26 protein-coding genes are annotated in these 24432 nt (G+C 35.4%); 15 read left to right on the top strand and 11 right to left on the bottom strand.

Annotated features, from left to right (window positions below; translation table 11 throughout):
- Nucleotides 1-148 precede the first annotated feature (148 nt).
- From EHQ16_RS09405 to EHQ16_RS09390, 4 genes are all read right to left on the bottom strand, one after another.
- Complete coding sequence (locus tag EHQ16_RS09405; RefSeq protein WP_135631733.1) at nucleotides 149-2311, bottom strand: PAS domain-containing hybrid sensor histidine kinase/response regulator; 2163 nt, start codon at nucleotides 2309-2311, stop codon at nucleotides 149-151.
- Between the two features lie 320 nt (nucleotides 2312-2631).
- The gene (locus tag EHQ16_RS09400; RefSeq protein ID WP_135631732.1) at nucleotides 2632-3897 is read right to left on the bottom strand and encodes a methyl-accepting chemotaxis protein; all 1266 of its coding nucleotides are present in this window, start codon (nucleotides 3895-3897) and stop codon (nucleotides 2632-2634) included.
- 9 nt (nucleotides 3898-3906) lie between these two features.
- Complete coding sequence (locus tag EHQ16_RS09395; protein ID WP_135631731.1) at nucleotides 3907-4299, bottom strand: STAS/SEC14 domain-containing protein; 393 nt, start codon at nucleotides 4297-4299, stop codon at nucleotides 3907-3909.
- Nucleotides 4300-4390: 91 nt separating this feature from the next.
- Nucleotides 4391-5266 carry an alpha/beta fold hydrolase gene (locus EHQ16_RS09390; RefSeq protein WP_208742274.1) on the bottom strand — a complete coding sequence of 292 codons (876 nt, stop codon included), beginning with the start codon at nucleotides 5264-5266 and terminating at the stop codon, nucleotides 4391-4393.
- 126 nt (nucleotides 5267-5392) lie between these two features.
- Between EHQ16_RS09390 and EHQ16_RS09385 the strand changes: the two genes are divergently transcribed.
- Nucleotides 5393-5632, top strand: coding sequence for a hypothetical protein (locus EHQ16_RS09385; RefSeq protein WP_135631730.1), 240 nt, complete (start codon nucleotides 5393-5395; stop codon nucleotides 5630-5632).
- Nucleotides 5633-5681: 49 nt separating this feature from the next.
- Here EHQ16_RS09385 and EHQ16_RS09380 read toward each other — a convergent pair whose 3' ends face one another.
- Nucleotides 5682-6272: a hypothetical protein gene (locus EHQ16_RS09380; protein ID WP_135631729.1), complete on the bottom strand. Its 591-nt coding sequence runs from the start codon at nucleotides 6270-6272 to the stop codon at nucleotides 5682-5684.
- A 110-nt stretch (nucleotides 6273-6382) separates the two neighbouring features.
- Between EHQ16_RS09380 and EHQ16_RS09375 the strand changes: the two genes are divergently transcribed.
- From EHQ16_RS09375 to EHQ16_RS09355, 5 genes are all read left to right on the top strand, one after another.
- The gene (locus EHQ16_RS09375; RefSeq protein WP_135631728.1) at nucleotides 6383-7012 is read left to right on the top strand and encodes a DUF2306 domain-containing protein; all 630 of its coding nucleotides are present in this window, start codon (nucleotides 6383-6385) and stop codon (nucleotides 7010-7012) included.
- Nucleotides 7013-7137: 125 nt separating this feature from the next.
- The gene (locus EHQ16_RS09370; protein WP_135631727.1) at nucleotides 7138-7608 is read left to right on the top strand and encodes a MarR family winged helix-turn-helix transcriptional regulator; all 471 of its coding nucleotides are present in this window, start codon (nucleotides 7138-7140) and stop codon (nucleotides 7606-7608) included.
- Nucleotides 7609-7679: 71 nt separating this feature from the next.
- Nucleotides 7680-8855 carry a thiolase family protein gene (locus tag EHQ16_RS09365; RefSeq protein ID WP_135631726.1) on the top strand — a complete coding sequence of 392 codons (1176 nt, stop codon included), beginning with the start codon at nucleotides 7680-7682 and terminating at the stop codon, nucleotides 8853-8855.
- Between the two features lie 59 nt (nucleotides 8856-8914).
- Nucleotides 8915-9535 (top strand): glycosyltransferase family protein, encoded by a 621-nt coding sequence (locus tag EHQ16_RS09360; protein ID WP_135631725.1) that lies wholly within the window; start codon nucleotides 8915-8917, stop codon nucleotides 9533-9535.
- Between the two features lie 178 nt (nucleotides 9536-9713).
- Nucleotides 9714-10073: a cysteine rich repeat-containing protein gene (locus EHQ16_RS09355; RefSeq protein WP_135631724.1), complete on the top strand. Its 360-nt coding sequence runs from the start codon at nucleotides 9714-9716 to the stop codon at nucleotides 10071-10073.
- A gap of 153 nt (nucleotides 10074-10226) precedes the next feature.
- On the opposite strand, the gene rnk is transcribed toward EHQ16_RS09355, so the two are convergent.
- The gene (gene rnk, locus EHQ16_RS09350) at nucleotides 10227-10643 is read right to left on the bottom strand and encodes a nucleoside diphosphate kinase regulator (RefSeq protein WP_135631723.1); all 417 of its coding nucleotides are present in this window, start codon (nucleotides 10641-10643) and stop codon (nucleotides 10227-10229) included.
- Between the two features lie 196 nt (nucleotides 10644-10839).
- On the opposite strand from rnk, the gene EHQ16_RS09345 reads away from it, so the two are divergent.
- From EHQ16_RS09345 to EHQ16_RS09335, 3 genes are all read left to right on the top strand, one after another.
- Entirely contained in the window at nucleotides 10840-11793 is a 954-nt protein-coding gene (locus tag EHQ16_RS09345) for an ankyrin repeat domain-containing protein (RefSeq protein ID WP_135631722.1), read from the top strand.
- A gap of 106 nt (nucleotides 11794-11899) precedes the next feature.
- Nucleotides 11900-12337, top strand: a complete 438-nt coding sequence (locus tag EHQ16_RS09340; protein WP_135602734.1) for a MarR family winged helix-turn-helix transcriptional regulator — start codon at nucleotides 11900-11902, stop codon at nucleotides 12335-12337.
- Nucleotides 12338-12425: 88 nt separating this feature from the next.
- Nucleotides 12426-12812 carry a nuclear transport factor 2 family protein gene (locus EHQ16_RS09335; protein WP_135631721.1) on the top strand — a complete coding sequence of 129 codons (387 nt, stop codon included), beginning with the start codon at nucleotides 12426-12428 and terminating at the stop codon, nucleotides 12810-12812.
- 60 nt (nucleotides 12813-12872) lie between these two features.
- On the opposite strand, the gene EHQ16_RS09330 is transcribed toward EHQ16_RS09335, so the two are convergent.
- Nucleotides 12873-13358, bottom strand: a complete 486-nt coding sequence (locus tag EHQ16_RS09330; RefSeq protein WP_135631720.1) for a hypothetical protein — start codon at nucleotides 13356-13358, stop codon at nucleotides 12873-12875.
- A gap of 437 nt (nucleotides 13359-13795) precedes the next feature.
- On the opposite strand from EHQ16_RS09330, the gene EHQ16_RS09325 reads away from it, so the two are divergent.
- The 3 genes from EHQ16_RS09325 to EHQ16_RS09315 are packed head-to-tail and all read left to right on the top strand — an operon-like array spanning nucleotide 13796 to nucleotide 19012.
- Nucleotides 13796-15367 carry a TolC family protein gene (locus tag EHQ16_RS09325; protein WP_135631719.1) on the top strand — a complete coding sequence of 524 codons (1572 nt, stop codon included), beginning with the start codon at nucleotides 13796-13798 and terminating at the stop codon, nucleotides 15365-15367.
- A complete protein-coding gene (locus EHQ16_RS09320; protein WP_135631718.1) occupies nucleotides 15364-18426 on the top strand; it encodes an efflux RND transporter permease subunit in 3063 nt (1020 codons plus the stop codon). The genes EHQ16_RS09325 and EHQ16_RS09320 overlap by 4 nt, the downstream gene beginning before the upstream one ends.
- Before the next feature lie 10 nt (nucleotides 18427-18436).
- Nucleotides 18437-19012, top strand: a complete 576-nt coding sequence (locus EHQ16_RS09315) for a TetR/AcrR family transcriptional regulator (protein ID WP_135631717.1) — start codon at nucleotides 18437-18439, stop codon at nucleotides 19010-19012.
- On the opposite strand, the gene EHQ16_RS09310 is transcribed toward EHQ16_RS09315, so the two are convergent.
- Nucleotides 19002-19586 (bottom strand): DNA-3-methyladenine glycosylase I, encoded by a 585-nt coding sequence (locus EHQ16_RS09310; protein ID WP_135631716.1) that lies wholly within the window; start codon nucleotides 19584-19586, stop codon nucleotides 19002-19004. The genes EHQ16_RS09315 and EHQ16_RS09310 overlap by 11 nt on opposite strands.
- 181 nt (nucleotides 19587-19767) lie before the next feature.
- Between EHQ16_RS09310 and EHQ16_RS09305 the strand changes: the two genes are divergently transcribed.
- Nucleotides 19768-20046, top strand: a complete 279-nt coding sequence (locus tag EHQ16_RS09305; RefSeq protein WP_135631715.1) for a hypothetical protein — start codon at nucleotides 19768-19770, stop codon at nucleotides 20044-20046.
- A gap of 80 nt (nucleotides 20047-20126) precedes the next feature.
- On the opposite strand, the gene EHQ16_RS09300 is transcribed toward EHQ16_RS09305, so the two are convergent.
- Together EHQ16_RS09300 and EHQ16_RS09295 are read right to left on the bottom strand one after the other, a co-directional pair.
- Nucleotides 20127-21173 carry a hypothetical protein gene (locus tag EHQ16_RS09300; RefSeq protein WP_244242018.1) on the bottom strand — a complete coding sequence of 349 codons (1047 nt, stop codon included), beginning with the start codon at nucleotides 21171-21173 and terminating at the stop codon, nucleotides 20127-20129.
- 71 nt (nucleotides 21174-21244) lie between these two features.
- Nucleotides 21245-22213 (bottom strand): alpha/beta hydrolase, encoded by a 969-nt coding sequence (locus EHQ16_RS09295; protein WP_135631714.1) that lies wholly within the window; start codon nucleotides 22211-22213, stop codon nucleotides 21245-21247.
- Nucleotides 22214-22468: 255 nt separating this feature from the next.
- Here EHQ16_RS09295 and EHQ16_RS09290 point away from each other — a divergent pair, with 255 nt between their 5' ends.
- Nucleotides 22469-23455 (top strand): M14 family zinc carboxypeptidase, encoded by a 987-nt coding sequence (locus EHQ16_RS09290; RefSeq protein ID WP_135631713.1) that lies wholly within the window; start codon nucleotides 22469-22471, stop codon nucleotides 23453-23455.
- A gap of 27 nt (nucleotides 23456-23482) precedes the next feature.
- Here EHQ16_RS09290 and EHQ16_RS09285 read toward each other — a convergent pair whose 3' ends face one another.
- Complete coding sequence (locus tag EHQ16_RS09285) at nucleotides 23483-23980, bottom strand: YdeI/OmpD-associated family protein (protein WP_135631712.1); 498 nt, start codon at nucleotides 23978-23980, stop codon at nucleotides 23483-23485.
- A 184-nt stretch (nucleotides 23981-24164) separates the two neighbouring features.
- On the opposite strand from EHQ16_RS09285, the gene EHQ16_RS09280 reads away from it, so the two are divergent.
- Nucleotides 24165-24431, top strand: coding sequence for a hypothetical protein (locus EHQ16_RS09280; protein ID WP_135631711.1), 267 nt, complete (start codon nucleotides 24165-24167; stop codon nucleotides 24429-24431).
- The last annotated feature ends 1 nt before the right edge of the window (nucleotide 24432 follow it).

Raw genomic sequence — 24432 nt, 5'->3', positions numbered from 1 at the left:
GTTTTGATTCGTTTTGTAGTTAACGAATTGATAAAAAAAATGAAAATTATAAACTTTTTTAAAGGTCTATGCAATAAATCAAAACTTGGGTTATACGAACAAAGTTCGGTGATGGTAGGTGAGATACAGAATTTATGGTTTTTGGAAGTTAGGTCTTATTAGGAGCTGGAATGATTGTTGGCAACCATTTGAGAAGAGTTTTTCTAAGGTTTGTTAAACGAGCCGGTTTGATTAATAATTCATCCATCCCAACGGAAAGGCAGTGTTCCTTTTCTTCGCTTAAAGCATTGGCAGTATAACCTATAATAGGAATTCGTTTTTGGTAACTAAAAGTTTCAATGTTTCTAATTTCTTTTGTTAACATATACCCATCTTTGATTGGCATATGACAATCGGTAATGATGAGGTCATATCTATTTGATAACCATAACGAAAGTGCTTTTTCTCCATCGTCTGCCCTATCTACTTGAAGACCTAAGATTTGCAGTTGGCGTGCTAAAAGTTCTAAATTCACTGAATTGTCATCTACTGCTAAAATTTTAGGGATATAGGATTGGGAATTGGCAATAGGTTCGATGATTCCTTCTTCTTTTGTGATAGGGCTTAGATGATTGAGATCAAGATCAGCTGTTGGAAGAGACAATGTGATACTAAATGTAGAACCAATGCCAGGTGCACTATCGATTGTTATATTGCCATCCATTAAATCACTCAAACGTTGGCAGATTGCAAGACCAAGGCCAGTGCCACCATACAACCTCGCGGTATCTGCAGTGGCTTGAGTATATGTTTGGAACAGTTTTGCTTGGTTTTTTTTACTAAGACCAATGCCTGTATCAGTCACTGAAAATCGAATTTGTTGTTCATTGGCAAGATTTTTAACAAGGTTAGCGGAAACTTTGATATTACCTTTGGAAGTAAATTTAATTCCGTTACTAACAAAGTTGTTTATGATTTGTGAAAGCCTCAAAGGATCCATAATATGTGCGCCTAGAATATTTTCATCAACGCTAAATGATAAAGTTAAACCTTTTGCACTGGCAATTTGTAAATACGTTGTGACAACTTCAGAGAGGAGTTGCTGGATGGATGTTGGTTGTAGTGATAATTCTAATTTACCTTCTTCAATTTTTGACAAATCGAGAATGTCACTGAGAATTCGTAATAAACTATTGCCTGATCCCAAAGCATTTTTAACCAAACTTTGTTGGTCTTCACTGAGTGGGGTTTGAAAAAGTAACTCTAACATCCCTAACAACCCACTGAGTGGTGTACGAATTTCGTGACTCATTGTAGCAAGGAAAGAATCCTTAGCTTTGTTTGCTAGTTCAGCGTTTTCTTTTGCTTTTTCTAAAAATGTTTTGGCAGCAAACTCTTCTGATATATCACGAAATACCAAAATGGATCCAATGATTTTGCCGGCTTTGTTTCGGATCGGTGCACAGTTGTCTGAAATATTGATCCTTCTGCCATTCCGATGGATTAAAATTCCATCTAAACTATTTCCTTTTGCCTTTCCCGTTGTTAAAACTTCAAAGATAGGAATTTCTTTTGGTAAATCGGTTTTTGCAGAAACCAATTTCAAAACTTCACTGACATTGTGGCCAATGGCTTCACTTTCACTCCATCCCGTTAAACCTTCTGCTACTGGATTCAAACGATTGATGATTCCCTTTTCATCAGTAGCAAGAACGGCATCACCAATGGAACTTAAGGTGATGGATAAGTTTTGTTCGCTATTTAATAAAGCTTCGTTTTTTTCGATAACTTCTTTAGCGCGGGTCAGAACTTCGGATTCCATTTTGGCAATCCGTTCCGTCATTTCTTCTGTGACTTCCGATTGTTCTAATTTTTGTTGTTTTAGATAAACAAATTCAGTAACATCCTCTACGCGGTGGACAATACAGATTAAGTTTCCTTCTTTATCAAATACGGGTGAGTTTCTAGGACTCCAATACCTTACTTCGAATCCACTTCCATCTGGTTTGGAAATGTCATACTTTTGCATTGTCATTGTGCTCGTCACTTTGTAGTTCAGCACTTGTAGTAAAGAAAGTTTAAGTTGTTTGACTCCATCCGCATTTTTGTCATCTGGGTTGTCAGGAAATATTTCAAAAATGTGATGACCGATTACTTTTTCTCTTTCAATCAGTGTGGCTTTCGCATAAGCATCGCTAATGTCGATGATATGAAAATCTAAATCTAAGAGCATATAGAGTTCAGGAAGGGATTGAAAGATACTTTGGAAATTAGAAATAAAATCTGGTTTGTTTTGGGAATTCTTTTCCGGCCTAAACTCGTTCGTTTCCATTTAATTCATTCCATCGTTGTGGCGAAAAAGTGTAAAAGGAAGAACACCATAGACCTTCAGTATCTGCAATCAGAAAATACACTTCTGTAGTGGTATCGCTGTAATAAATGCAATGATGTGCCTTTTTTTGCATCCTTCTTAGTACAAGAACTAATTTATTGACTAAAAATGGCAAAATTGTCAATTTATTTTCAAGAGCTATGCAATAAATTTGAATCCATGATATGCGAACAAAGTTCGGTAATAGAGTTTAAATGGGAAAACTTTATCTGTTGTAATCAAACAAACAGATGTTATTTTTCTTTTCTCTATTTATGTTTTTACTTAAATAATAAAATGACTCCGCCAATATCATCACTGGTGGATTTTATTTTTTCTAAAAGTTTAGAAAGATTTTCTCCCTCTGAAAATGTTGCGTTGACACTTGAGTCCATTGCGTGAGCAACATCGGAAATCAATTTTTGTGAATTGTTTTGATCACCTATGTTTTGTTTGATCTCTGCTAACATCTGAGAAAGTTGTTCTGAATCAAATAATAACTTTTCTTTGATTTGCATTTGGTTTGTTGCTGATTCAGAAATGAAATCTATTTTCTCGAAAATTTGTTTTACTTCGCTGATGATTTCTTTGTATAATTGGTTTGTTTCGTTGATTTTTTGACGATTGAGTGTAACTTCTTCTTTGTTCCGTTTTACATTCGCATCAATTTCTTTGATACTATTGGAGGTCTGAGTTGCTAGTTTAGACACTTCTTGTGCAACAACAGCAAATCCACTTCCATACTCTCCAGCACGTGCAGCTTCAATCGAAGCGTTTAATGCCAGTAAATTCACACGTTCTGAGATTTCTTTGATCACAATGACCATACCTTCTATTTTCCCAGAACTCGTTGCAATGTTTTCAATGACAGTTGCCATTTCCTCCATCGCTTTATTCCCTTTTTGAATTTTTTCCGAAATGCCAAAGGTTAACTTTTTTGAGAGGTTACTGTTCTCTTCTGATTCATTGATATGATCTGACAAAAGTTTAATACTTTCGGAAACACGAATCAAAGTTGAATAATTGTTTGATGATGCATTTTCAATATTTGTCATATTGTCAGTCATCTTGCGGACCGTTGCTTCTAAGTTTTGTGAATAATCTTTTTGTCTATGTAAACTAGAATGAAAAGAATCATCTGCAAGCTTTGCATTATCAACAGATGATGATAGACCTATTGTTGCATCTTTTAGAAGTGAAATGATGTCTTGAAAAATATGTAATAATTCAAATAAAGAAATTAGAATCGCATCGACTTCGTTGCGTTTTTTTAAGTTCGATTTAAGAGTAGGCTCAACGTGTAAATTGCCGTTGATGGCAGCTGAAATAGTTTTTTTGATAATTAAAAATTGTTTTTTATATTTCTTTATTTGCAATAAAGCAAACATCACTGTTACTACAGAAAAAACAAGTCCAGCCACCAACAAAATAACCATGATCCAACTTGGATCAGAGATACCAAAGAGTTGGTATGTCAATGATCCGAGTTGTGTAGTGAGCAGTGTTAACGATAAAACTATGTATTGAGTTGTTTTACTATGTTTCATGAATGGAATCTAAACTGAATCCAACCATTTGTACCCTTCTTCAGGTGATTCAAAAATTTTGACTTCGATTCCATTTGTAGCAAAAAAATCTACTAAGTTCTTTTCGGACATTGCTGACAATGCTGATTGAGGTTGGATGAGAGCCCATTTTTTCCAACCGGCTTTGATGGCCCGAGGAGTCCAGTCGTTGTTCAACCATTCTACATCTTCTGCTGTATGAGTGCCCATATTACGATTGTCGGACAACCACTTAACTGCTTTGTTTTGAATGAGTGCTTCCACACCTTTGTTCAAACTATCTTTTAAATTCGCCCCTGTATTTTTTCCATTTTGCGTGAGAACAACGATCTTTTTATCTTCTAAGTATTCTGTCACAGCGGTAGGGCATTGAAATATGATCATTCGAAATTAACCTTCTTATGGAAGTGATTGGTTTTTATTGAGACGAAAATTGCAAGGTAATTCTAATTCGATGTTTTTATTTTTTTGATTTTCATTCATTAAAAAATTGAATCATCTTCGGTAGAAGGATCTTTGTATCTACTGAATGATCTTGTTTTAATATTGTCTGTAATTCAGAATTTTGTATGTTCTTTGCAAGGATATTCGTCACTCTTTTAATTTCTTCCGGACTCTCTTCACCATAAGCAATACAAACTGGTGTTTTTATCTTTGATAGTCTTTCAATGGGAGGCAAATTTTCAGTGAGAGTGATATCATAAAGAAGGGTGGGTGCAAGTTGAACGGTTCGTTTCCAACCTGGTGTTAATGGTAAAACGTATGTAAATATTTTTGGCATACCAATGGAAACAAGAAATTCATCAATGGCGTCTGAATATTTTTTATCGCTCAGTAGAAATTTGATTTTTTCTTTTGTAAGTTGGTATTCGTTCCGTTCTTTTTCGTTAGAAACGTAAGGTGGGTCGTAAATAAAAACTTTTTTAACTTTGTTAGGTAAGGCCAAAGCCGTTTCCAAAGCCAATACCGCACCTGAAGAATGACCATAAATATATGCAGAACCACCTGCAGAATTTATCAGTGCTTCGATGTCTTCTACTTCTGATTGGACTGAATAAATTTCTTTATCTCCGCTATCACCACGCCCGCGTCTATCGTAGTTATAAACGGTAAAATTTTGACTTAGAGTATTGGCATCATCAATGATTGGTTGGAACTTTCTGTGACAAATGGCACCAGTAACAAAAATGAGGGGTGGACCGGATCCAATTTTATCATAAGCAATTGTGGTTCCGTCTCGTGAAATTACTTTTGAAAATGAACTGTCATCACTAGGCGAAAATAAATAAGTAATGGTTGCAAAAAGAAATGTCATAACGGCAACTACAATGAGTAAGGTTTTCTTTTTCATAAGATCCTAGTATTTATAGAATCATAAACACCTTGTCAATGATGTATCTATATTTCTTGTTTTTTACAGAAAAAGATGAAAGAAATTTTTATTGATATGAATCTATAGTAAAGGTTTGGCTTGGTGATGACAGAAAGAAGGTATTGGAAAAATTCGGAACCCTATCATTTGGTGGAGGTGATTTTAGAAGGAAACAACGTTATCTTTAAAGATTGGTTTGATTCAGGAAAAGATCCCAACCGTTATGATTGGACTTTTGCAGAATTTATTACAGGAAAAGGAAAATCTGATATTGAATACAACTTAGGTATGAGTGTTTACCAAGAGATTTTGGAAGAGGTAAAATCGCAAACGATGAAGAAATGATTTTTTCTTTTTTCCTTTTTAGTCAGTTAGAAATAAATATTGGTATTATTTATTCGATTGTTACATCGTCTTCCATAAAATCATAAGTAGTAAATCCTAATAAGAAGTCTGCAAATTCACTAAAATTAAAGCCGGCTCGAACTCCAAGAAATAAACCTAAGGATACTTCGACACTTACTGGTTGGTTGCAGTGTTTTTTACCGGAACTATTTTTTTTATCCGAAAAAAATACTAACATCAACACGTTGGATGCATCATAAGATTTCTGACGGTTTCTTTTTGAATCAGGATAAATAGGTCTATGTTGGTTTGAGTTGATCATTAAAAATGAATTTCCCATTTGGTTTGTAAAGGATCTGTTTGTTTGGCCACCCAAAATGCCGATATCGTCAACACCACCTGCTTTGTATAAACCAAGTTGTCCGTTACGCATCCCAATTCCTTTTGCGTTTTGGTTGATATGAATGCCTCCACCCAAACACCAAATCCAAACTCCAGCACCATAATGATTTGTTTCTACTCCCAAAGTAAAAGAGTCAGATAAATCTATCCCTCGATTTAAAATATAATGATTAGTTGACCTGCAGGTGAGGACGTTAAAAAAACAGAAAACAATTGTTAGGTATTTGAATTGTGACATTTATGAGAATTGAATCGACCATATGAATATTCGAGGGAAATTGCAAACTCATTTATATTTTTTTTCTTGCCTTAACTCGATTGTAACTCTTTGATAAACCAGATTTCCTTATGCCAAAATATACTAAAAAAGATTATTGGATCATCGGCTCCCTTCTGTTTTTAAGTTTGGTTCCTAGTATTGCCGGAGCCATTCGTCTGCTCCAACTAGTTACTGGTGCAAACTATACTGTAGAGAATCAGCGGTTTTTCAATGATCCCATTCCGGTATTCGTTCATATTGTTGCTGTTATTGTTTTTAGTATATTGGGTGCCTTTCAATTTGCACCAGGTTTTCGTAAGAAACATATAGTTTGGCACCGTAGAACAGGTAAGGTTCTTGTGGGTTTGGGGCTTTTCTCTGCTTTGTCAGGATTGTGGTTAACCATCATGTATCCAAAAGTTCCGACTGATGGAGATTGGTTATTTAGCATTCGTTTGGTGGTTGGAATTTGGATGGCCTTTTGTATCATTTGGGGATACAGGTCAATTCGACAAAAAAATGTCGTTCGTCATAGCCATTGGATGATTCGAGGTTATGCCATAGGTATGGGTGCAGGAACTCAAGTATTTACACATTTACCTTGGTTTATTTTTGTTGGAGGAGATCCTTCTGGAATTCCCAGAGATTTGATGATGGGAGCGGGTTGGCTCATTAACTTTTTGGTAGCAGAGTGGATGGTTCGAAAGAAAAGTTTATAAAAACTATGGTGTCAAACCCTAACAATACCCAAGTTGCCCCGTTTGTTTACGATTTGACAGAAATTCTAAAAGCTGGTTGACAATATGATGTATATACACTATATTTTGGAATTAAGTAGGCCACAATGAGATTTTCTCAAGAAGACTTAAAACATATTGGATCGTCCTGTCTAAATTTAAGCCTTCGTCGCACAAGCAGGTTAATTACTAATTATTACGATTCAGCATTAAGACCTTCTGGTCTTCGAATCACACAGTTTACTCTTTTGGCTGCTATTGCATATGAAACGGAACCCAGTATTACCGATTTAGCACGTCTTACGGATATTGATAGGACAACTCTACAGAGAAGTTTGGATATTTTGAATCGAGATGGTTTGATCAAAATTGAAAAAAAAGAAATAGGCAATGTACGTAACATTTCACTGACAAAAAAAGGTGAGTTGTCGCTAACAAAAGCAGTTGAACTTTGGAAACAAACTCAAAAAACAATTACAGATAATCTCGGAAAATCAGAATTCAAACAAACTTTAAAAATTCTTGCCGAATTAAGAAACCTCCCAGTCTTAGAAATAGATCCAACAGAAGAAAGTTAGAAGAATGATTGTATAGATTTTTGAAAATTATGAGTATATAGTGTATATACACTATAAAAAAGGAGTTAAGTATGGTAGTCATTTTGGAAGGAGTGAGAACTCCCTTTGGAAAATTTGGTGGAGGGCTGAAAGATTACAGTTCTTCTGAGCTCGGAGTTATTACCGCAAAAGAAACAATTCGTAAAACGGGTTTGGATCCGGAAGAAATTGAAGAATCGATTTACGGGAATGTAATTCAAGATAATAAAGATTCTGCTTACTTAGCAAGGCATATTGGACTAAAGTCAGGTCTTAAAGAAAGTTCCAGTGGGCTTACCGTGAATCGTTTGTGCGGATCGGGAATGGAAAGTGTAGTCATCGGTTCCCGTAAAATTCTTTCAGGAGAAAACAACCTAATCCTTGTTGGGGGAACAGAATCTATGAGTAATGCCCCTTTTGTTATGAAAAATCTTCGATGGGGGAATAAATATGGTGATACTCCTGTGGAAGATCGTTTGGCTCAAAGTCTTACTGATTGTTATGTAGATCTGACGATGGGTTTGACAGCAGAAAACATTGCAAACCATTTCAAAATTTCTAGGTCTAAACAAGATGAATGGGCTGTTATCTCACAAGTCAGAGCCGAAAAGGCAAGTGAGGATGGAATTTTTTCTGATGAAATGATTCCAATCCCGAGCAAAGGAAAAAATGTTTCACTCATTCAAAGAGATGAGCAGATCCGAGGGTTATCTTGTGTTGAAAGTTTACAAAAACTTCCCACTGCTTTTTCTAAAGAAGGAACTGTCACAGCTGGAAATTCATCAGGGATCAATGATGGAGCGGCATCTTTATTGATAAGCTCTGAAGAATGGTCTCGTTCCAAAAACATTCGGCCACTCGCTAAAATATTAGGATATGCGAATGTTGGTTGCGACCCAAAAATGATGGGCCTTGGACCCGTATTTGCCATCCCCAAGGCATTACAAAATGCGGGGCTTCGTATAGAAGAAGTGGATCTCTATGAAATCAATGAAGCTTATGCAGCGCAAACACTAGCGGTAATCCAAGAGTTGAATTTAGATCCAGAAAAAACAAATGTAAATGGAGGAGCCATTGCTATCGGGCATCCACTTGGAGCAAGCGGAACACGTGTGATACTGACACTCGCTTATGCGCTGCGGAGAAAAAAATTGAGATATGGGGTGGCTTCCCTTTGTATTGGTGGTGGACAAGGCATTGCAATGGTTTTAGAGAATCCAGAGTATTAAAAAAATATGCTATTCAACCTTCTGGATTTTTTTACCTTAAATCCAGAAGGATCGTTTCGATGTTAAGTATCGTCATCCCCACAGACAACGGAGAAAATTCATTATTTCAGGATTCTCTCCAAGTGTATTGGAAACATCCCCAAGTTGAAATCATTTTAATATCCACCAAAGAAGCATTTACAAGGGCTGAAAGATTGAATATTGGTTTTCATCGATCTACAGGTGAGGTGGTGCTGTTTCATCACCCAAGAACTGGGCTTCCGAAAGAAGCAATTGATCACCTAATCAAGTTAAGTTGTGATTCGAGTAGGGAAATGGTTTGGGGTGGATGTTTCCATCAATTTGACAAGAACCACTTTCTTTTGCGTTTTATCTCATGGTATTCCAACTTCATTCGTTTGAAGTGGAAAGGAATTGTTTATCTTGATCATTGTGTTTTTTTTGATCGCAGGTTGTGGAAGTCGGATTTAAGTATTGAAGCAATATTTGAGGACACCGAATTAAGTTTAAAGTTTAGAAAAATATTGTGGCCAGTTTTGCTTCCGTATCCTGCTATTACTTCCGCGCACCGTTACACCAAAAATGGTGTCATAAAACAGTCATTACTCAATCAAATCTTGAAATTTGGCCATTTCCTCCACCTGCCGTCATCGCTATTGTTCTCTTTGTACCAGAGATAGGGAAGATTCTGCAAAAGTAATATTTTGGAGTGAGGAATTCGGTAATGGTAACATTTTTGATCAATAAAAACTACAATTGATTCAAAATAATGGACTTGTTTTGTCAATTTACGGATACGAAAATGAAAATTGTAGAAACTATAGAAAATCATTCTAGATATAAAGGATTCATTTGTATATGAAACGTTTGTCACTGATTCTTATTTTTTGTTTTCAGTTTGGTTTGTTTGCAGAGGCAAAAACCATTTATGAAGTTTGCCAACCTGAGATCGTTACTTACTGTCAGGGAGTAAAACAAACAAAGGCTCGAATTTTACAATGTTTAAAGGAACGTGGGAAAAATTTATCAGACGCGTGTGAAAATGCCCAAAGTACACTTTCGGATACAATGAAAACTAAGTCACAAGGTTTTTGTAAAGAAGATGTAAGTGAATATTGCCGTTGGATCATTCCTGGCGGTGGCCGTATTTTAAAATGTTTATTTCAACATGAGACATCAATATCCAATCAGTGTAAAACGGTTTTAAATGAAGTATGACAAACGTTAGGGATCTGAAGGGCTTGGTCTGCCGATAAGGCAGACGGGAGCGTGAGCGGACCCCGAAGGAGCCCGGCCCATTGATCTATTAGAGTTATATCTTAGATTTGATTGGGAACGCCAAACTAACTAGAGTTATTTTTGTAACTTCACTTAAAGATGGAAGTCTCCGTTGGCTTCTGGTTGGTATTTGATTTTGGTAATTTGGAACTGGTTTTCTCCGCCAGGGACTTTCCAATGGATGACATCTCCAGTTTTATAACCTAAAACAGCAGTTCCGATGGGTGCGAGTACGGAAATTTTGTTTTCTTCGGTATTTGCATCTTCTGGAAATACCAATCGAAATTCTTGAAACTCTAGTTCTTCTAGATTTTTAAGTTCAATCACAGAATTCATAGTGACGTAGTTAGGTGGAATTGAATGAGAGTCCACTTTTTGAGCTCTTTCCATTTCTCCCAACAGATCTTTTAGATTGTTGTTTGTTATATTTCTCTTTTTATAATCAAGAACCATTGTTTTTAGTCGATGATAATCAAAATGAGTCATATAGATTTTATTTTTAGTATTCATATTCAATACTCCAATATATTTTAGGCAAAAACTTTAGACTATATTTAGGATGTCTTTTTCGTCAAGAAGATTGTTATCGGTTCGGTGTTGTTGTAAATCTATTGGTTCTGAATTTGAAATTAAAAAGACATTGAAAAAACGCATGTTAAATGTGGTTTTAGTTACATTTGTAAAAAGGAGTTAATAAAAGGTGTATATGAAGCTAACTATTTCCATTTCATTTGTTTTGTTGTTTTTGGTTAATTGTTCAAGTGATACAGTTTTGATTAAAAATATTAAGGCGGGCGAAGTTACTCAAGCGGCTGAGTCGATTGAAAACAATTCACCTGAGTGGGATAAAGAAGGCAAATTTGGATTAACTCCTTTGCATTATGCTTCTGAGTATGGACATTTGGACTTGGTTAAGAAACTAATCGAAAAAGGCGCCGATGTGAATGCCGAGTCGGGAACTTTTTATACATTTGGGAAAAAGGAAGGTTATCAAACTCCGTTACATCTTGCAATCGATTATGGACATATTGAAGTTGCGAAGTATTTAATTTCAAAAGGTGCAAACATAAACGCGAAAACATATAGGAACTATACAATCATGACTATCGCTTGGAAAAAAGGTTTGTTTTCTAATGATTCATCAGCACGAGGAATCGAAGAAAAAGGAAAAGCCAAACAAGTTATTGAGTTTGTGTCTTCTTTAAATAGTAAGTTAGATTATTCGAATGAATCGTTGGCTGCCGAAATCATAAGTTACTATCCTGCTTATTTTGATTCTATCGATTTGTTTAGATCGTATATGGAAAAAAAACTGAATTTGAATTGTTGTAACCGAGTGCAAGCTCCTATGATTGGGTTCTATAATTTGAATTCTAAAGAGGAACGAGTAAGAAAATTATCTTTGGAAATGTTGAAGGAAGTTTTAAAAAAAGATATTGATTTAGATATTTTACATCACAAAATCCAAACTTCGAACAGAACGGCATTTCAAAGGATTTTTGCTTACGAAAATCCGGAAGCAAAAGAAGCACAGAAATTATTATTAGAGAAGTTTCCTGACATACAAAAACCGGAATTTGTTTTGAAGAAAGAAGGAAGAGAAATTTTCTACGGATTTGCTGATCTTTTATTCTTTTGGTGGTTTGATTTAATCTTTTAATCTTCTTCGATGTCCCGGAAATTCCGGGGCATTTTCTCCAAATTCGATTAGATCCGATTCGTATTGACAGGATTTAATAGAGAAATAATGTTGCTATAGCAACAATATGTCGGATTCATTTGATTTAGAAAACTCCTATGCTTATCTGATTTATCGGACGGTGCGCTCTTTGCGACGTCAGTTTATGCGTTTGGCAGCAGCAAATGGGCTTGATCTCTTTCCCGAACAGTGGTTTGTTCTAGTTCGTTTGATGAAACAACCTGGATGTAGCCAGTCGGATTTGGGGCGAGATTTTGATGATAGGCCTTCCATGGCAAGAGCCCTTCGCAATATGGAAGAAAAGGGTTGGATCAAAATCCAAGCCGATCCAGAAGATCGTAGAAAAAATCAAGTGTATCCAACCAAAAAAGGTTCTGAGATCTATCATTTGATGGCTTCTGTTGTGACGGAGGAACGAAAACGAATGTTTAAAAAATTATCAACACAAGATTTTAAAACTTTCAAACGAATTATTGATCAAATTTATGAAGAATCGATAGATTAATTTTTTTTACTATTTGTTGCTATAGCAACAAATAGAGTTTTTTATGAATGATTAAATCTTAAAACTTTCGTGATTAAAGGAGGAAACTATGATCACAAATCAAATAAAGGCTGAAATGAATGAGGATTCTTTAAAAGAAGAATTTCTTATGTTAATGAAAAACATTGATGAGGGTAATACCTCGGCAGTAGAAAAAAAGTTTCATACTGAGTATTCAGATAGTGTATATATCAAAGGGAGTGATCTCATTTTCAGTTCCAATAAAATTAAGTACATTGAGTCGTTAAAGGATGGAAAAATCGGAGGAGTGGAAAGGGCGGTGAATATCCATTCTATTGATTTTTTGGACAAGTTCGGTTTTGTGAAAGCGGATTTGGAAAGTAAGGTTATGAAATTCCAATCTATGTATACCTTCTACTTTGAAGAAGGTGAATGGAAGATGATCAAAGCTGTTGTAGCTGCGGAAAAAAAATAAACCTAGTGAAACAATGTGTCAACTAGGTCGAACCATCCTAGCTGACACAAAACGGATTGGTTATTGGATCTGAACTTTCGGTATTTTCCCTGTTGATGAAACTCCAATAAATAAATAATCTCCTGGAGTAATGATTGTATAGGTTTGCGTTGAAGAATTTGTTACAAGCTGATAGTTTATACCTTGGAAAGCACTATTTTGTCCAAAGACAATCGGACAATCTGATTGTTTGTAAACATTCACTGAACCTGGATCATCAGTAAAAACAACTTTTGAGTTTGCCGATAATCCTTTAGCGCTGACTACCCATAAGGCACCGGAAGATGATTCTGTTCTATTAATGGTTTGAACTACAGATGTGGCATGTGTGAGTGCAAAATTATCGGATGAACCACTAATTGTAACATTACAACCTGTTCCACTTGAGTTTGCCGCTAGTAGGATCAACAATGCAGCGGAATCATCTTTTTTAGATTCTTTAGGACAGTTTAGAGTTAAACTAATTATAAATATCATCAATACAAGCAGTTCTATTTTTTTTACCATTAGGTTTCCTTTTTGAGTTTTCTTTATGTAGCAACTAACAAAGTTGCAGTATGAACACTTCCTCATTTACAACCTAACGGTAAACAAAAATAGGGTAAAAAGAATATTGCTAAAACTTTATATTATTTTATTTGAAATTTTGCAAATTCGTTGATGGATACCATTCTTAAACGGGTTAAAGTCCGACCTTACAGAGTAATTCCGAAAAAAGTGCTTAAGGACAGCTCTTTCATTTTCTCTAAAATTTTCCTGCAAGCGGGGAATCTGAAGTTCCAAAAGAAAGTAAGAATTCCCAAATTCATAATTCTCCCTACATTTTCCCTTTATTTTCCGTAGTAATCCTAGCATTTGGGCCCATTCATTAAAAATTCGTTTTTTGCTTGCCAGGAAACAAAGAAGTCAAAATTTGTTTCCTGTAGATACAAAGGATACAAAAAATGTTTCCAAAGCAAATGAACGAAATGAAGATTTTCACTCCCACCCATTGGCGGATGGCAATGGCCTTCCTCCTTTTTGGCTTTATCATGCCAATTTCTGCGAAGGAACCCGCTCCCACCACATCCTTACGAATGGATGACATCCTGAAGATGGCTTGGGATAACCAGGTCAGCCTACAAACATTGAAGTTGCAGCTAAAAACCACGAATTACGAGTGGGAAAAGGCAAATGGGGCTTACGCCTGGACGGCTGAGGCAAAGGGAACGGCCAAAAACACCACAAACTTTAACCTCCCGCAATATGCCATCCAAGGAACAAGGATTACAGATAATAGCTTACAGGCGGGGATCAATAAAAAGTTTAATACGGGAACTTCACTTGGGATTGCTGTCATTGACAACAGATTTGAAACCAATGCTGGTAAAACACAAAGTTCAAGTGGGTTCTCTAGTTTTGCACAACCATCCTATCATTTTGCAACCGTCGGAATCAATATTAGCCAGGATCTATTAAAAAACTTTTTTGGGTATCAAGATAGATTGAAATTAGCGAGTGCTAGACGATCATCATCGATCCAACGATTAAATACACTTGATTCATTATCGAAAAGTTTGGTAAACTCGTTAATTGAATTTTGGAACTTGAGTTTGGCGGAAGAGGTTCTTGAAACCAATACTTCTTTACTTGGAAATGCAAAGTTAATTCGTGATATCTATTCCAAAAAAGCAAACTTCGGATTTGATACCACCGGTGATATTCATCAATGGAATTCTATCGTACTTTCTGCAACCAGTGCCGTTAAAAATTCTGAGTTAGAAAGAAATAGAAACAGAAGAGATCTGCTGACATCTTTAGGTAAAGAACCTGATGGAAACTTTTCTTTTTTGCCAATTTTGAATGAAGAAAAGTTGGAGGTGACTTCCAATTATGAAGAAGAAGTTTTAAGCGCTCTTGAGAAACGATATGATGTGCGTGCTTCTTTATTACAATTAAAGAATTCTGAAGACAATTTAAAGGCGGCAGACAATGGTTTGTTGCCGAAGTTTTCTGTCGGTGGAACTTATAATTTTAAAAATTACGACCAACAGTTTCCTCAAGATTTTTATGGAATCCTTGGCGGAAGGTTTAACCAAAATACTGCAGAGTTCAAATTAGAATATCCCTTAGGAAATGAAATTGCGGAAGCAGAATACAAAAAAGCTGAATCTGAAAAAAGACAAGCTCAGTTGGAATGGACGGAAACTCAAAACAAAGTAAGGGCCGACCTATTATCGAAACGAGAAAATTTAACAGTGAGTTATGAACTTTTTTTAGAAGCAAAGAAAAACAAACAGGAAAGTAAACTTTTTTATTATAAGGCCTTGTCTGCCTTTCGTAATGGAAGAGGGACATCTCTAGTATTAAAAAATGCAATGGATGCTTATGTAAGATCTCAGTCCAATCACTCACAATCTTTAATCACCTACAATATAGCAATTGTCCAATACGAAATTTCTAAAGGAACTTTCTTTGAAAAATACTCTTTAGATCCCGAACAATTATCTTTACTGAACACAGAGGAAAACCAATGAATTTAGCAAAATTATCCATTCAAAGACCTGTATTTATTGCCTGTACGGTCATCCTTATCGTAGTCGTTGGGATTGTAAGTTTTGGTAAACTCGGCGTTGAAAACTTTCCAGACATGAGTATTCCTACAATTTCGATCAATGTCACATACCCAGGTGCAGCACCGAATGAAATCGAGACTTTGGTTGCCAAACCAATTGAAGATGAACTTTCAACCATTTCTGGATTAAAAAAATTAAGATCTATTTGTAATGAAGGTTCTGCTGTGATTGTGGCTGAATTTACTTCTGAAACTGTGATTAGTTATGCGGAACAACAAATTAGAGATAAGGTGGCTTTTGCCAAGAAAAAACTTCCGGCGGAACTAGAAGAACCGGTTATTAAACGTTTGGATCCAGCTGACCAACCAATCATTAGTATTTCCTTACAATCGGAGTTAGCAGATAATGAGTTTTATGATTTTGCATCAGAGACTATAAAACAAAGATTAATCTCTATTTCAAATGTTGGTTCTGTGGATATTGTGGGAGGTCGAAAAAAAGAAATTTGGGTGGAACTTGATCGGAACCGATTGAAATCAAGAAATTTATCGGCTTCACAAGTTTCACAAAAAATTGCCGCTGGTGGTGCGAACATACCTGCCGGAAAAATCCGTGGTGAACAATCTGATTTGTCTTTTCGAACTATTAATGAATATCGAAGTTTTGATGAAATCCGAAATGTTCCTATTAGTTTTATGAATAACGAAATTCCCATTCAATTATCAGATGTAGGCCGAGTGGTTGAAGCTTCTGAAGAAGTGACATCCTTAGCATATTGGAATGGAAAACCGGCACTATTTTTGTTAGTGTATAAACAATCAGGAGCTAACTCTGTTCAGGTGGCTGAGGCAGTAAAAAAGAAAGTTACTGATCTGCAGAAAGAGTTTCCAAATGTAACTTTTGATTATTATAACGACTCTTCTAAAGTAGTAAAAGACAATGTTTGGGACGTTGAGGAATCTATTTATATTGGAATTGTTCTGACCATTATTGTTGTTTTGTTTTTTTTAGGGAGTGTCAGATCCACACTTATCACAGGGCTTGCCCTTCCTACATCTTTACTTGGTTCCTTCATTTTGATGAAACTAGCGGGGTTTACCATCAATCAAATGACATTACTCGCGATGTCTCTTGCGGTAGGACTGCTCATTGATGATGCCATTGTTGTCAGAGAAAACATACATAGACATAAAGAAATGGGTAAGGATAGCAAACAAGCTGCTTTGGATGGCACAAAAGAAGTGACTCTTGCCGTACTTGCCACTACATTTGCCATCCTTGCTGTATTTGGTCCCATCGCTTTTATCGATGGAGTGATTGGACAAATTTTATGCCCCTTCGGACTTACTGTATGTTTTGCATTGTTGATTTCCTTATACGATGCCTTAACCATTGCACCGATGATGTCTGCCTACTTCGGCGGAGAACATAATCCAAAAGAACCAGGCCGAATAGAAAAAATTCTCTCAGTTCCACTTCGGACTTTTGATAAATTTCAGGATAAACTGACTAATCTTTATGTTAAAACTTTAGTAGTATCAACCAAACGTCCGTTATTTGTATTGTCTGTAGCTGTTTTGATTTTTATAAGTAGTATATTTATCTCTAAAACATTAAAATCTGAGTTTATTCCCACACAAGATTTGGGTCAGTTTACTGTTACCTTCGAGTTACCTCCTGGTGCCAGTGTGGAAGCAACAAAAGAGTTAAACAAAAAGGTGAGTGAACTTCTTCGATCTAAAAAAGAAGTATTTTTGACTGCGGGATATGTAAAACAAAACAAAATTGATATTTATGTGGAGTTGGTCTCATCAAAACAGAGAAAATTAAATACACCACAATTTAAAGAATACATAAGAAAAGAACTCATACCTTATTCTTATGCGAAACCGATCGTAAAAAACTATGATGCGATTGGTGGCGGACAAAGATCTTTTTCATTTGTCATCACTGGAAATGATGCAGAAAAAGTAGAATCGTATAGTAAATTAGTTTTTGAAAAAATAAAACTAATGCCTGACCTAACAGATCCAGACATTAGTTTGCGGGAAGGTGCTCCGGAATTCAAAATTGTTCCCAAAGGAGAACAAATTGTAAAATTAGGGGTGAATCCACAATCTTTGGGTAAAGAACTAAGGATCATTGTAGAAGGTGACACACAAGCAGTATTCAGAGAGAATAATCTTGAATATGATATTCGTGTTCGTATGTTAGAAGACCAAAGGAATATTGAAAAGAACTTCCACCAAGTGGTTGTTCCAAATATCAATGGTTATATGGTTCCATTGTCTTTTGTGAGTGCTGGGATTTCCACAACGGGGCCTGCAACCATCCAAAGACAAAATAGAAATCGTTCCGTGGAAATTTCTGCTGATACCAATCCCAATGGTCGAGGTTCAGGATATACAATGGCAGAACTACAAAGAATTCTAAAAGAAGAGTTACCGATGCCAGATGGACTAAAAGTATCGTATAGTGGGCAAACGGAAAATTTAGAATCTACGGGAAAGAACATGGCCATTGCTTTGGGATTAGGAGTTGTGTTTATTTATCTAGTCCTTGCTTCCTTATACGAAAGTTTTATCATTCCCATTTCGATACTTGTGGTAATTCCTTTAGCGATGACGGGAGCTTTTTGGGGTTTATTTCTCACAGGAAAATCAATGGATATCTTTGCCAACATTGGAATGATTTTACTTTTTGGTTTGGCCACCAAAAATTCGATTCTTCTCATTGATTTTGCTAAAGACTTACGAAATACTGGAGTGGATACACGGACTGCATTAATAGAAGCGGGTAGGGCGAGGCTTAGACCTATTTTGATGACATCAATTGCTCTCATTGCGGGGATGTTGCCTGTGGCCATTGGTCTCAATGAAGCATCCAAACAAAGAACCAGTATGGGTGTAACAGTGATTGGAGGTTTAATCTCTTCCACAATTTTGACGTTGTATGTGATTCCTGCTGTGTATCAATATATTACTCGTTTTATTGATTCTATGAACAAAAAAAAGAAGTGAGGGTTTTGATTTGGATCCTGTTCAAGTTAGAATATTAGAAAAAGCTGAAGAATTATTTTCAAAGTATGGATATTCCAAAACAAAAATGGAAGAAATAGCAAGTTCTTTGAAAATCAGCCGCAAAACATTGTATAAATACTACTCTAATAAACAAGACCTTATGGAATTTTTTATGGAGTATAGACAAAATGAGATTCAAAAAGTCATTCAACAAATAGCGAATGACGAATCTTTAACAGCGGTACAGAAGTTTTCGAAACTCCATCAATCGTTAATAGAAGAATCTCCTTATGTAATGAATGATTTGTTTATTAGAGAAGTATCGGAAATGTTTCCTCAACAATTAGAGCGATTTAAAAAAAGGAGAGAAAAAGAAATTCCTGAGTCTATTGGAAAAATTTTCCAAATGGCAAAAATGAAAGGTGAACTTCGAGAGGGATATATGCCCGAAGTTGCCGTACATCTTTTTCTTTCGTCTATTGAGATGATACTTAGCAACAAAAATTCAATCACAATTCCTTTGAATATACATGAGTTTCAAGCTGAAGTTGTGAATGTTATTTTTTATGGAGTGCTTAAGAGATAGAAAGTATTTCTTTATATCGAAAACAACTTTCAATGTGGTCATTGACAAGGCCACATGCTTGCATATGCGCATAAATTACCGTACTACCGACAAACTTAAAACCACGTTTGATTAAATCTTTACTCAAAAGATCTGATTCTTTGGTTGTAGCAGGAACCTCTTTTAAACTTTTTCTCCGATTTTGAATTGGTTTGTGATTTACAAAACTCCAAATGTATTTGTCAAAGGAGCCGAATTCTTTTTGAATTTCTAAAAACCGTTTTGCATTATTTACTGCAGCATATACTTTCAATCGGTTACGAACGATTGATGGATCTAAGAGGATTTTTTCTAATTTTTTATCGGTGAACTTTGCTACTTTTATTGGATCAAAGTTTGCGAACACCTTTCTGTAACCTTCACGTTTTTTTAAGATGGTAGACCAACTGAGTCCTGCTTGTGCACCTTCAAGAATTAAAAACTCAAAATGAATTTGATCCTCATGGACGGGCACTCCCCATTCTTCATCATGATACTTTATGTATTGGTCAAATTTCAAACACCAGGAACAACGTTCTGATTCCGTTTCTTTCATATCTCAACATAACTTAGGAATTGTACGAAAATTAGTCAATGCGAATGTATATCTTTGGTCTCCAAGGGAACCAAGTTAGATTTGTATCATTGTTTAAAAGAAGGTAAAAAAATTATTGCCTATTGTTTGTGGTATTTGATACACTTACCCTCTATCAAATTTAGAAGTTTAAGGAGCAGGTATGAATCGATCATTCATTCTAGAGTTACTAGTGGTTTTCCTTTTTTCTTTTTCTCCAATATTTGCGGAAGAATGTGAAGAAAATGATCTCGCTTGTCAAATGCAAGGAAAAGTCGAAACGGCTGAAAATGAACCAGCATTAAACCCTGATAAGGTGGAAGATAACGTTCATAAACTTTGCACAAAAAAACCAGACAGCACTAAATGTTTGAAAAACCCTGATTGTTATTGGGATTCTACAGTGAAGGGTGGAAAGTGTAAGGGAAAAGGCCATCCTTGAGGATTGATAGGGCGGGAATTTTGCTGCGCGGAAATTCCCTCTTTTTTAAATGTCGTTATGATTTATTGATGTTGGTTATTTTAAAGGTCGATTGGAACATATAACGCTGTTTCAAAGTTTCGTAGTTGAACATCAAAGTGATTTTGTTTGTAATCGATTATGCCTACACCAACTCTCCAGTTGATTGGACCAAACGGAACTTCCCAGAAGAAATAATACGTTTGGGCATACTTAGAAGCTGTATTCACTCTTCCTTTTAATAATGTACTTAAAGCATAAAGTTCTATTGGATTCAATTGGCCATTGGTTAATGAATTAAACATATATAAAACCAAAGGATCAAATGATTTAGGTGTCATCTCTCCTTGTAGAGCCGAATAGAGACCAAGGATTTCGAGATTTTTGCCTGTTGATAAATTACTTAAAAGATAGGCTCGATATGGATCTCTATCGATGTTTCCTGTGCTTAACAAAGAATACCTTCCTATTGTATCGACTCTACTCTCTAAGGTTGAACCTCCATATAAGTAAATTAAAGTATTGTTCTGGAGTGATTGCCCATTATTGAAGTCGCTAGTACCTTTTATATTAACTTGAGATATTCCATACCCAAGTCCAATTCGGAAGTGGTCAGATCCTTTTTCACCAAAATACATGACTGGTAAAACCATTGAGTAAGAGCCACTTACTTCTGTACCGATACTTGCAGTGTAAGTGCTATTTTGTTCTTCACCTTCCTGAGCAGCAGCAAATTCATTTCGTTTGATTACCTGACTTGTTAATTGAAACTTACCGTTCCGATTGAACAAAAAGAACCCTACATATTTTCCTGTTTGCCATTCTGGTGATTTTAGATCGAAGAAAAAACGGAGATTCCTACCAATAGACGTATCATTTGTCATAGAGGCCGTACTACCGTATGGTGTTTTCATTGTAATGTTGTTTGTGGTGATTTGTAAGCCAGGATAGATGGTTAAAAATTTGGGGCCATCTGGCTTCTTTAATGTTAGTTTATAAAGATCATCTGTTATTTCTGGTTTTTCTTCTTTGATTTCTTGGCGTTTTACCTGTGGAAATAACGGGATCATCCAACAAAAATAGAGTAAAAATAGGAGCCTAACATTCATTCATTCCAAAATATATGCATTGTTAGTTTATTGTAAATGAAATATTCACCTGAAAAGTAAATTAATTAGTGTTATATTTTTGTTTTTTTAAGTCCAGCCAAAAATTCTTCAATAACGGTATCTCTTTCTTTGATTTTATCAAAAAGGATCCCATAGTGGTTTGTTTTGATTTCTTTGCCACGGGAATTGGAGATTTGTTTTAACATAAATTCAAAGGAAGTTTTTGGTAATAAATCATCGTTTGGAAATAAATTCATTTCTGTGGCGCGAAGGATGAGAGTAGGGACTTGTATTGTTTCAAAGGCCAAAGATCTGTTTTCTTTCATTTTTGTAAGAACGTTTTTAGGGTTAAAAATCAAATTTTTTAGTATATTTTTAAAATGCATGGATCCACCCATTTCTTTTAATTCTTCTTCCATGACGTATCCAGGCATATGACAAACAAAACCATCTTTTGTTTTCATCAGTTCAAAGCGAAAGTACTCTTCTATTTCTTTGGACCATTTTGGAATGAGTGGAGAGTTTTGAATTAATTTTAGATATTCGGATACCGTTGAAAAGGTAACATCTAATCTTTCGAAGGATTGTTTTAATACTTTTAGAACTTGGATTCTTTTGGGTAATGTTAGAAGTCCTCCTCCATCCATAAGTATCATTCCTTGAACTGATTCTGGATAAAGAATCGCATAACGTAGGGCAATCATACAACCAAAAGAATGAGCAAAAAAAATTGGATTTTTGATTTTGTAGTGAGTGAGAATCCCCTTTAGATCTTGGATGTGATTTTGAAATCCATATCCAGAAATTGGTTTATCTGACTTTCCTCGACCACGTAAGTCATAGGAAATCACCTTGTATCCCAAACGATTCAAACGTTCGGCTAAAGATTTCATGGAATACAAATTTCCCGATAGACCATGTAGACAAACAATCGTTTGTTTGTTCCCCGGCCAAATTCCCAAATTGATTTTGATCCCATTGGTTGTTATGGATTCCTCTTTAAATTTTTGGAGTTTGGCTTTTGGTAGAGATTGTTTCATTGTTTAAACTGAAAAGGAATCTAATTCATACGTAAATGAAATTCACAAATTTCTATTTGGTTTATTGGTCATTCGTTAGTAATTATGTTTTTACCTTAATCCTGACTTGGTTTTTCGTAATCAAATTGTAATATAAACTGATTAAATAGAATTTCTCCAAATCCAATCTATTTGAGATATTGAGATCTGTCGGTGCCTCTTCGTTTTGGTTCCGTCGTTTTAGTGAAACAACAAAGGTTTTTAGGTTAATCATTAATGCTCAGAGGAATGAAACGTCTCAATCGATACGAAAACAGAATTTTAAAAATTGTAAAGTTAGGTGGCAAACTGGTTCGGTTTAAACAGTTCGGATTTTCCACAAAAACTAAAGAAGGTTTTCGTTTCCCGATCTATGTATTAGAAATTGGAAAAGAAAAAGCAATCAAAAGAAATCTTGCTGGTCTTGTGGCAGGAGTTCATGGATTAGAAACCATCGGGATTCGAGTTTTATTGGATTTTTTGGATGATCTTCTTTCTCGAAAAACTTCTGAATTGTATAGAGAGATTAAGGATGGGGAACTTGGCATTGTTTGTATTCCTATTTTAAATCCCGGTGGAGTTGCTCTCAAACGTCGATCCAATCCCGGTGGGGTTGATTTAATGAGAAACTCTGGTGTGGAGGCAGTAAAAGCCCCTTTCTTTTTTGGAGGCCATAAGATATCAAATGTGTTTCCTTATTACAGAGGGAACGTTCTACAAGCAGAATCTAAAGTATTAGATCGTTTTTATAATGAATATTTTGTTCCTGCTGAAAACGCGATGATTCCGGTGGTTGATATACATTCTGGTTTTGGTGTTGTCGATCATGTTTGGTGGCCGTATGCAGGAACTCATGAACAATGTGTTGATGAAACTTTGTTTCAGAAAATTGCAAATCATCTAACAACAAAATTTAATCATATTTTATATCGATTTGGGCCACAGAGTGAAACTTACACAACACATGGTGATCTTTGGGATAGATTGTACAATAAATACCAAAAAGTAAAAGTAGAAACTGGTTCCAATGGATCCAGATTTTTACCATTGACTTTGGAGATTGGGACTTGGTCGGACATCCAGTTAGACCCATGGAAGGTATTTCGTAAACGTGGGATCTTTAATCCTGCTCGTGAAGCCAAACAAGAATCAATCATTAGTCATAGGAAGTTTTTAACAGACGTTTTGCGGTTAGCTAAAACAAATCCAATCGATTTGCTATAAAAAAGTTTTTTAATGTTTCGGTGGAGATTATTTTGTTTCTCTACCTAAAAATTTTCCTTTGCCTAGTAAGTATTGAATGGCACGATCTACATTTTCTTCCTTGGTTTTTTCTGATTTGAGTCCAGAAATGTATCTCATTATTTCATTTTGAAGAGAAGGGCTTAAACTTTCGAATTTGACTTTTGCTTTTTTATTTAGAATTAAAGCATTTTTTAGCTCGGGAGATTCAGGATGTATTTTTTCTTCTGGGTTAAACTTAATTTCAAAATTTGCCTTATCCCCAACTTCTTTTTTTGCTTTTAATCGCATGGGTGTGTTTAAATACAACCTCCAGTGCCCACTGTATTTAACGAGCGTTTGAGTAAATTCGAAACCTTCGATTTTTAAGTAAACTCTAATTTTGCCCTTACTTGTACCAGCTTGTAACATTAATTTTTGTAAAATGGAAGTAGGTAAAAAAACAAAAGGGTTGATTCCTATTATTTCAATTTTGGCAGAAAAAGACAGGTAGGGAAAGTTTTTCATTTTGTTTTTGTATGTAAGATTTAAAATCCCAATCAATCAGAATTTATTTATAGCAGATGAATTTGAAAAGGTTTTTAGCGGACTTTATGTTCCTTTTTTTTCTAAATTATCACTTTACCATAAACAAAACCCTGTTATACTTTGTCCTCTAGGAAATCGATGAATTGGATTGGTTTGGTGAAATATGTATCAAATAAGTGAAGTATTAAATCTTATTTTTGATAGCGTAGGTTTGCTCATTACTTTGCGTTTGTTTTGGACGGGACTTATCCCCAAATTTCATTTTTTGATTTTAGGTTTTTTCTGCATTTGGCTCAGTAATATTTTTACTGTAGTCGAAGGTTATTTTTTTCCTGATTTTTTTAATATTTTAGAACATTCCTTTTTTTTCATTTCCTCCCTTCTGTTTTTGATCAGTTTAAAAAAAGAAATTTTGGAATCGTTACATTAGT

The organism is Leptospira kanakyensis (assembly GCF_004769235.1).
Lineage (GTDB): Bacteria > Spirochaetota > Leptospiria > Leptospirales > Leptospiraceae > Leptospira_A > Leptospira_A kanakyensis.
The sequence above is the reverse complement of the archived record's forward strand: the minus strand, read 5'-3'. Positions and strand labels throughout refer to the sequence as shown.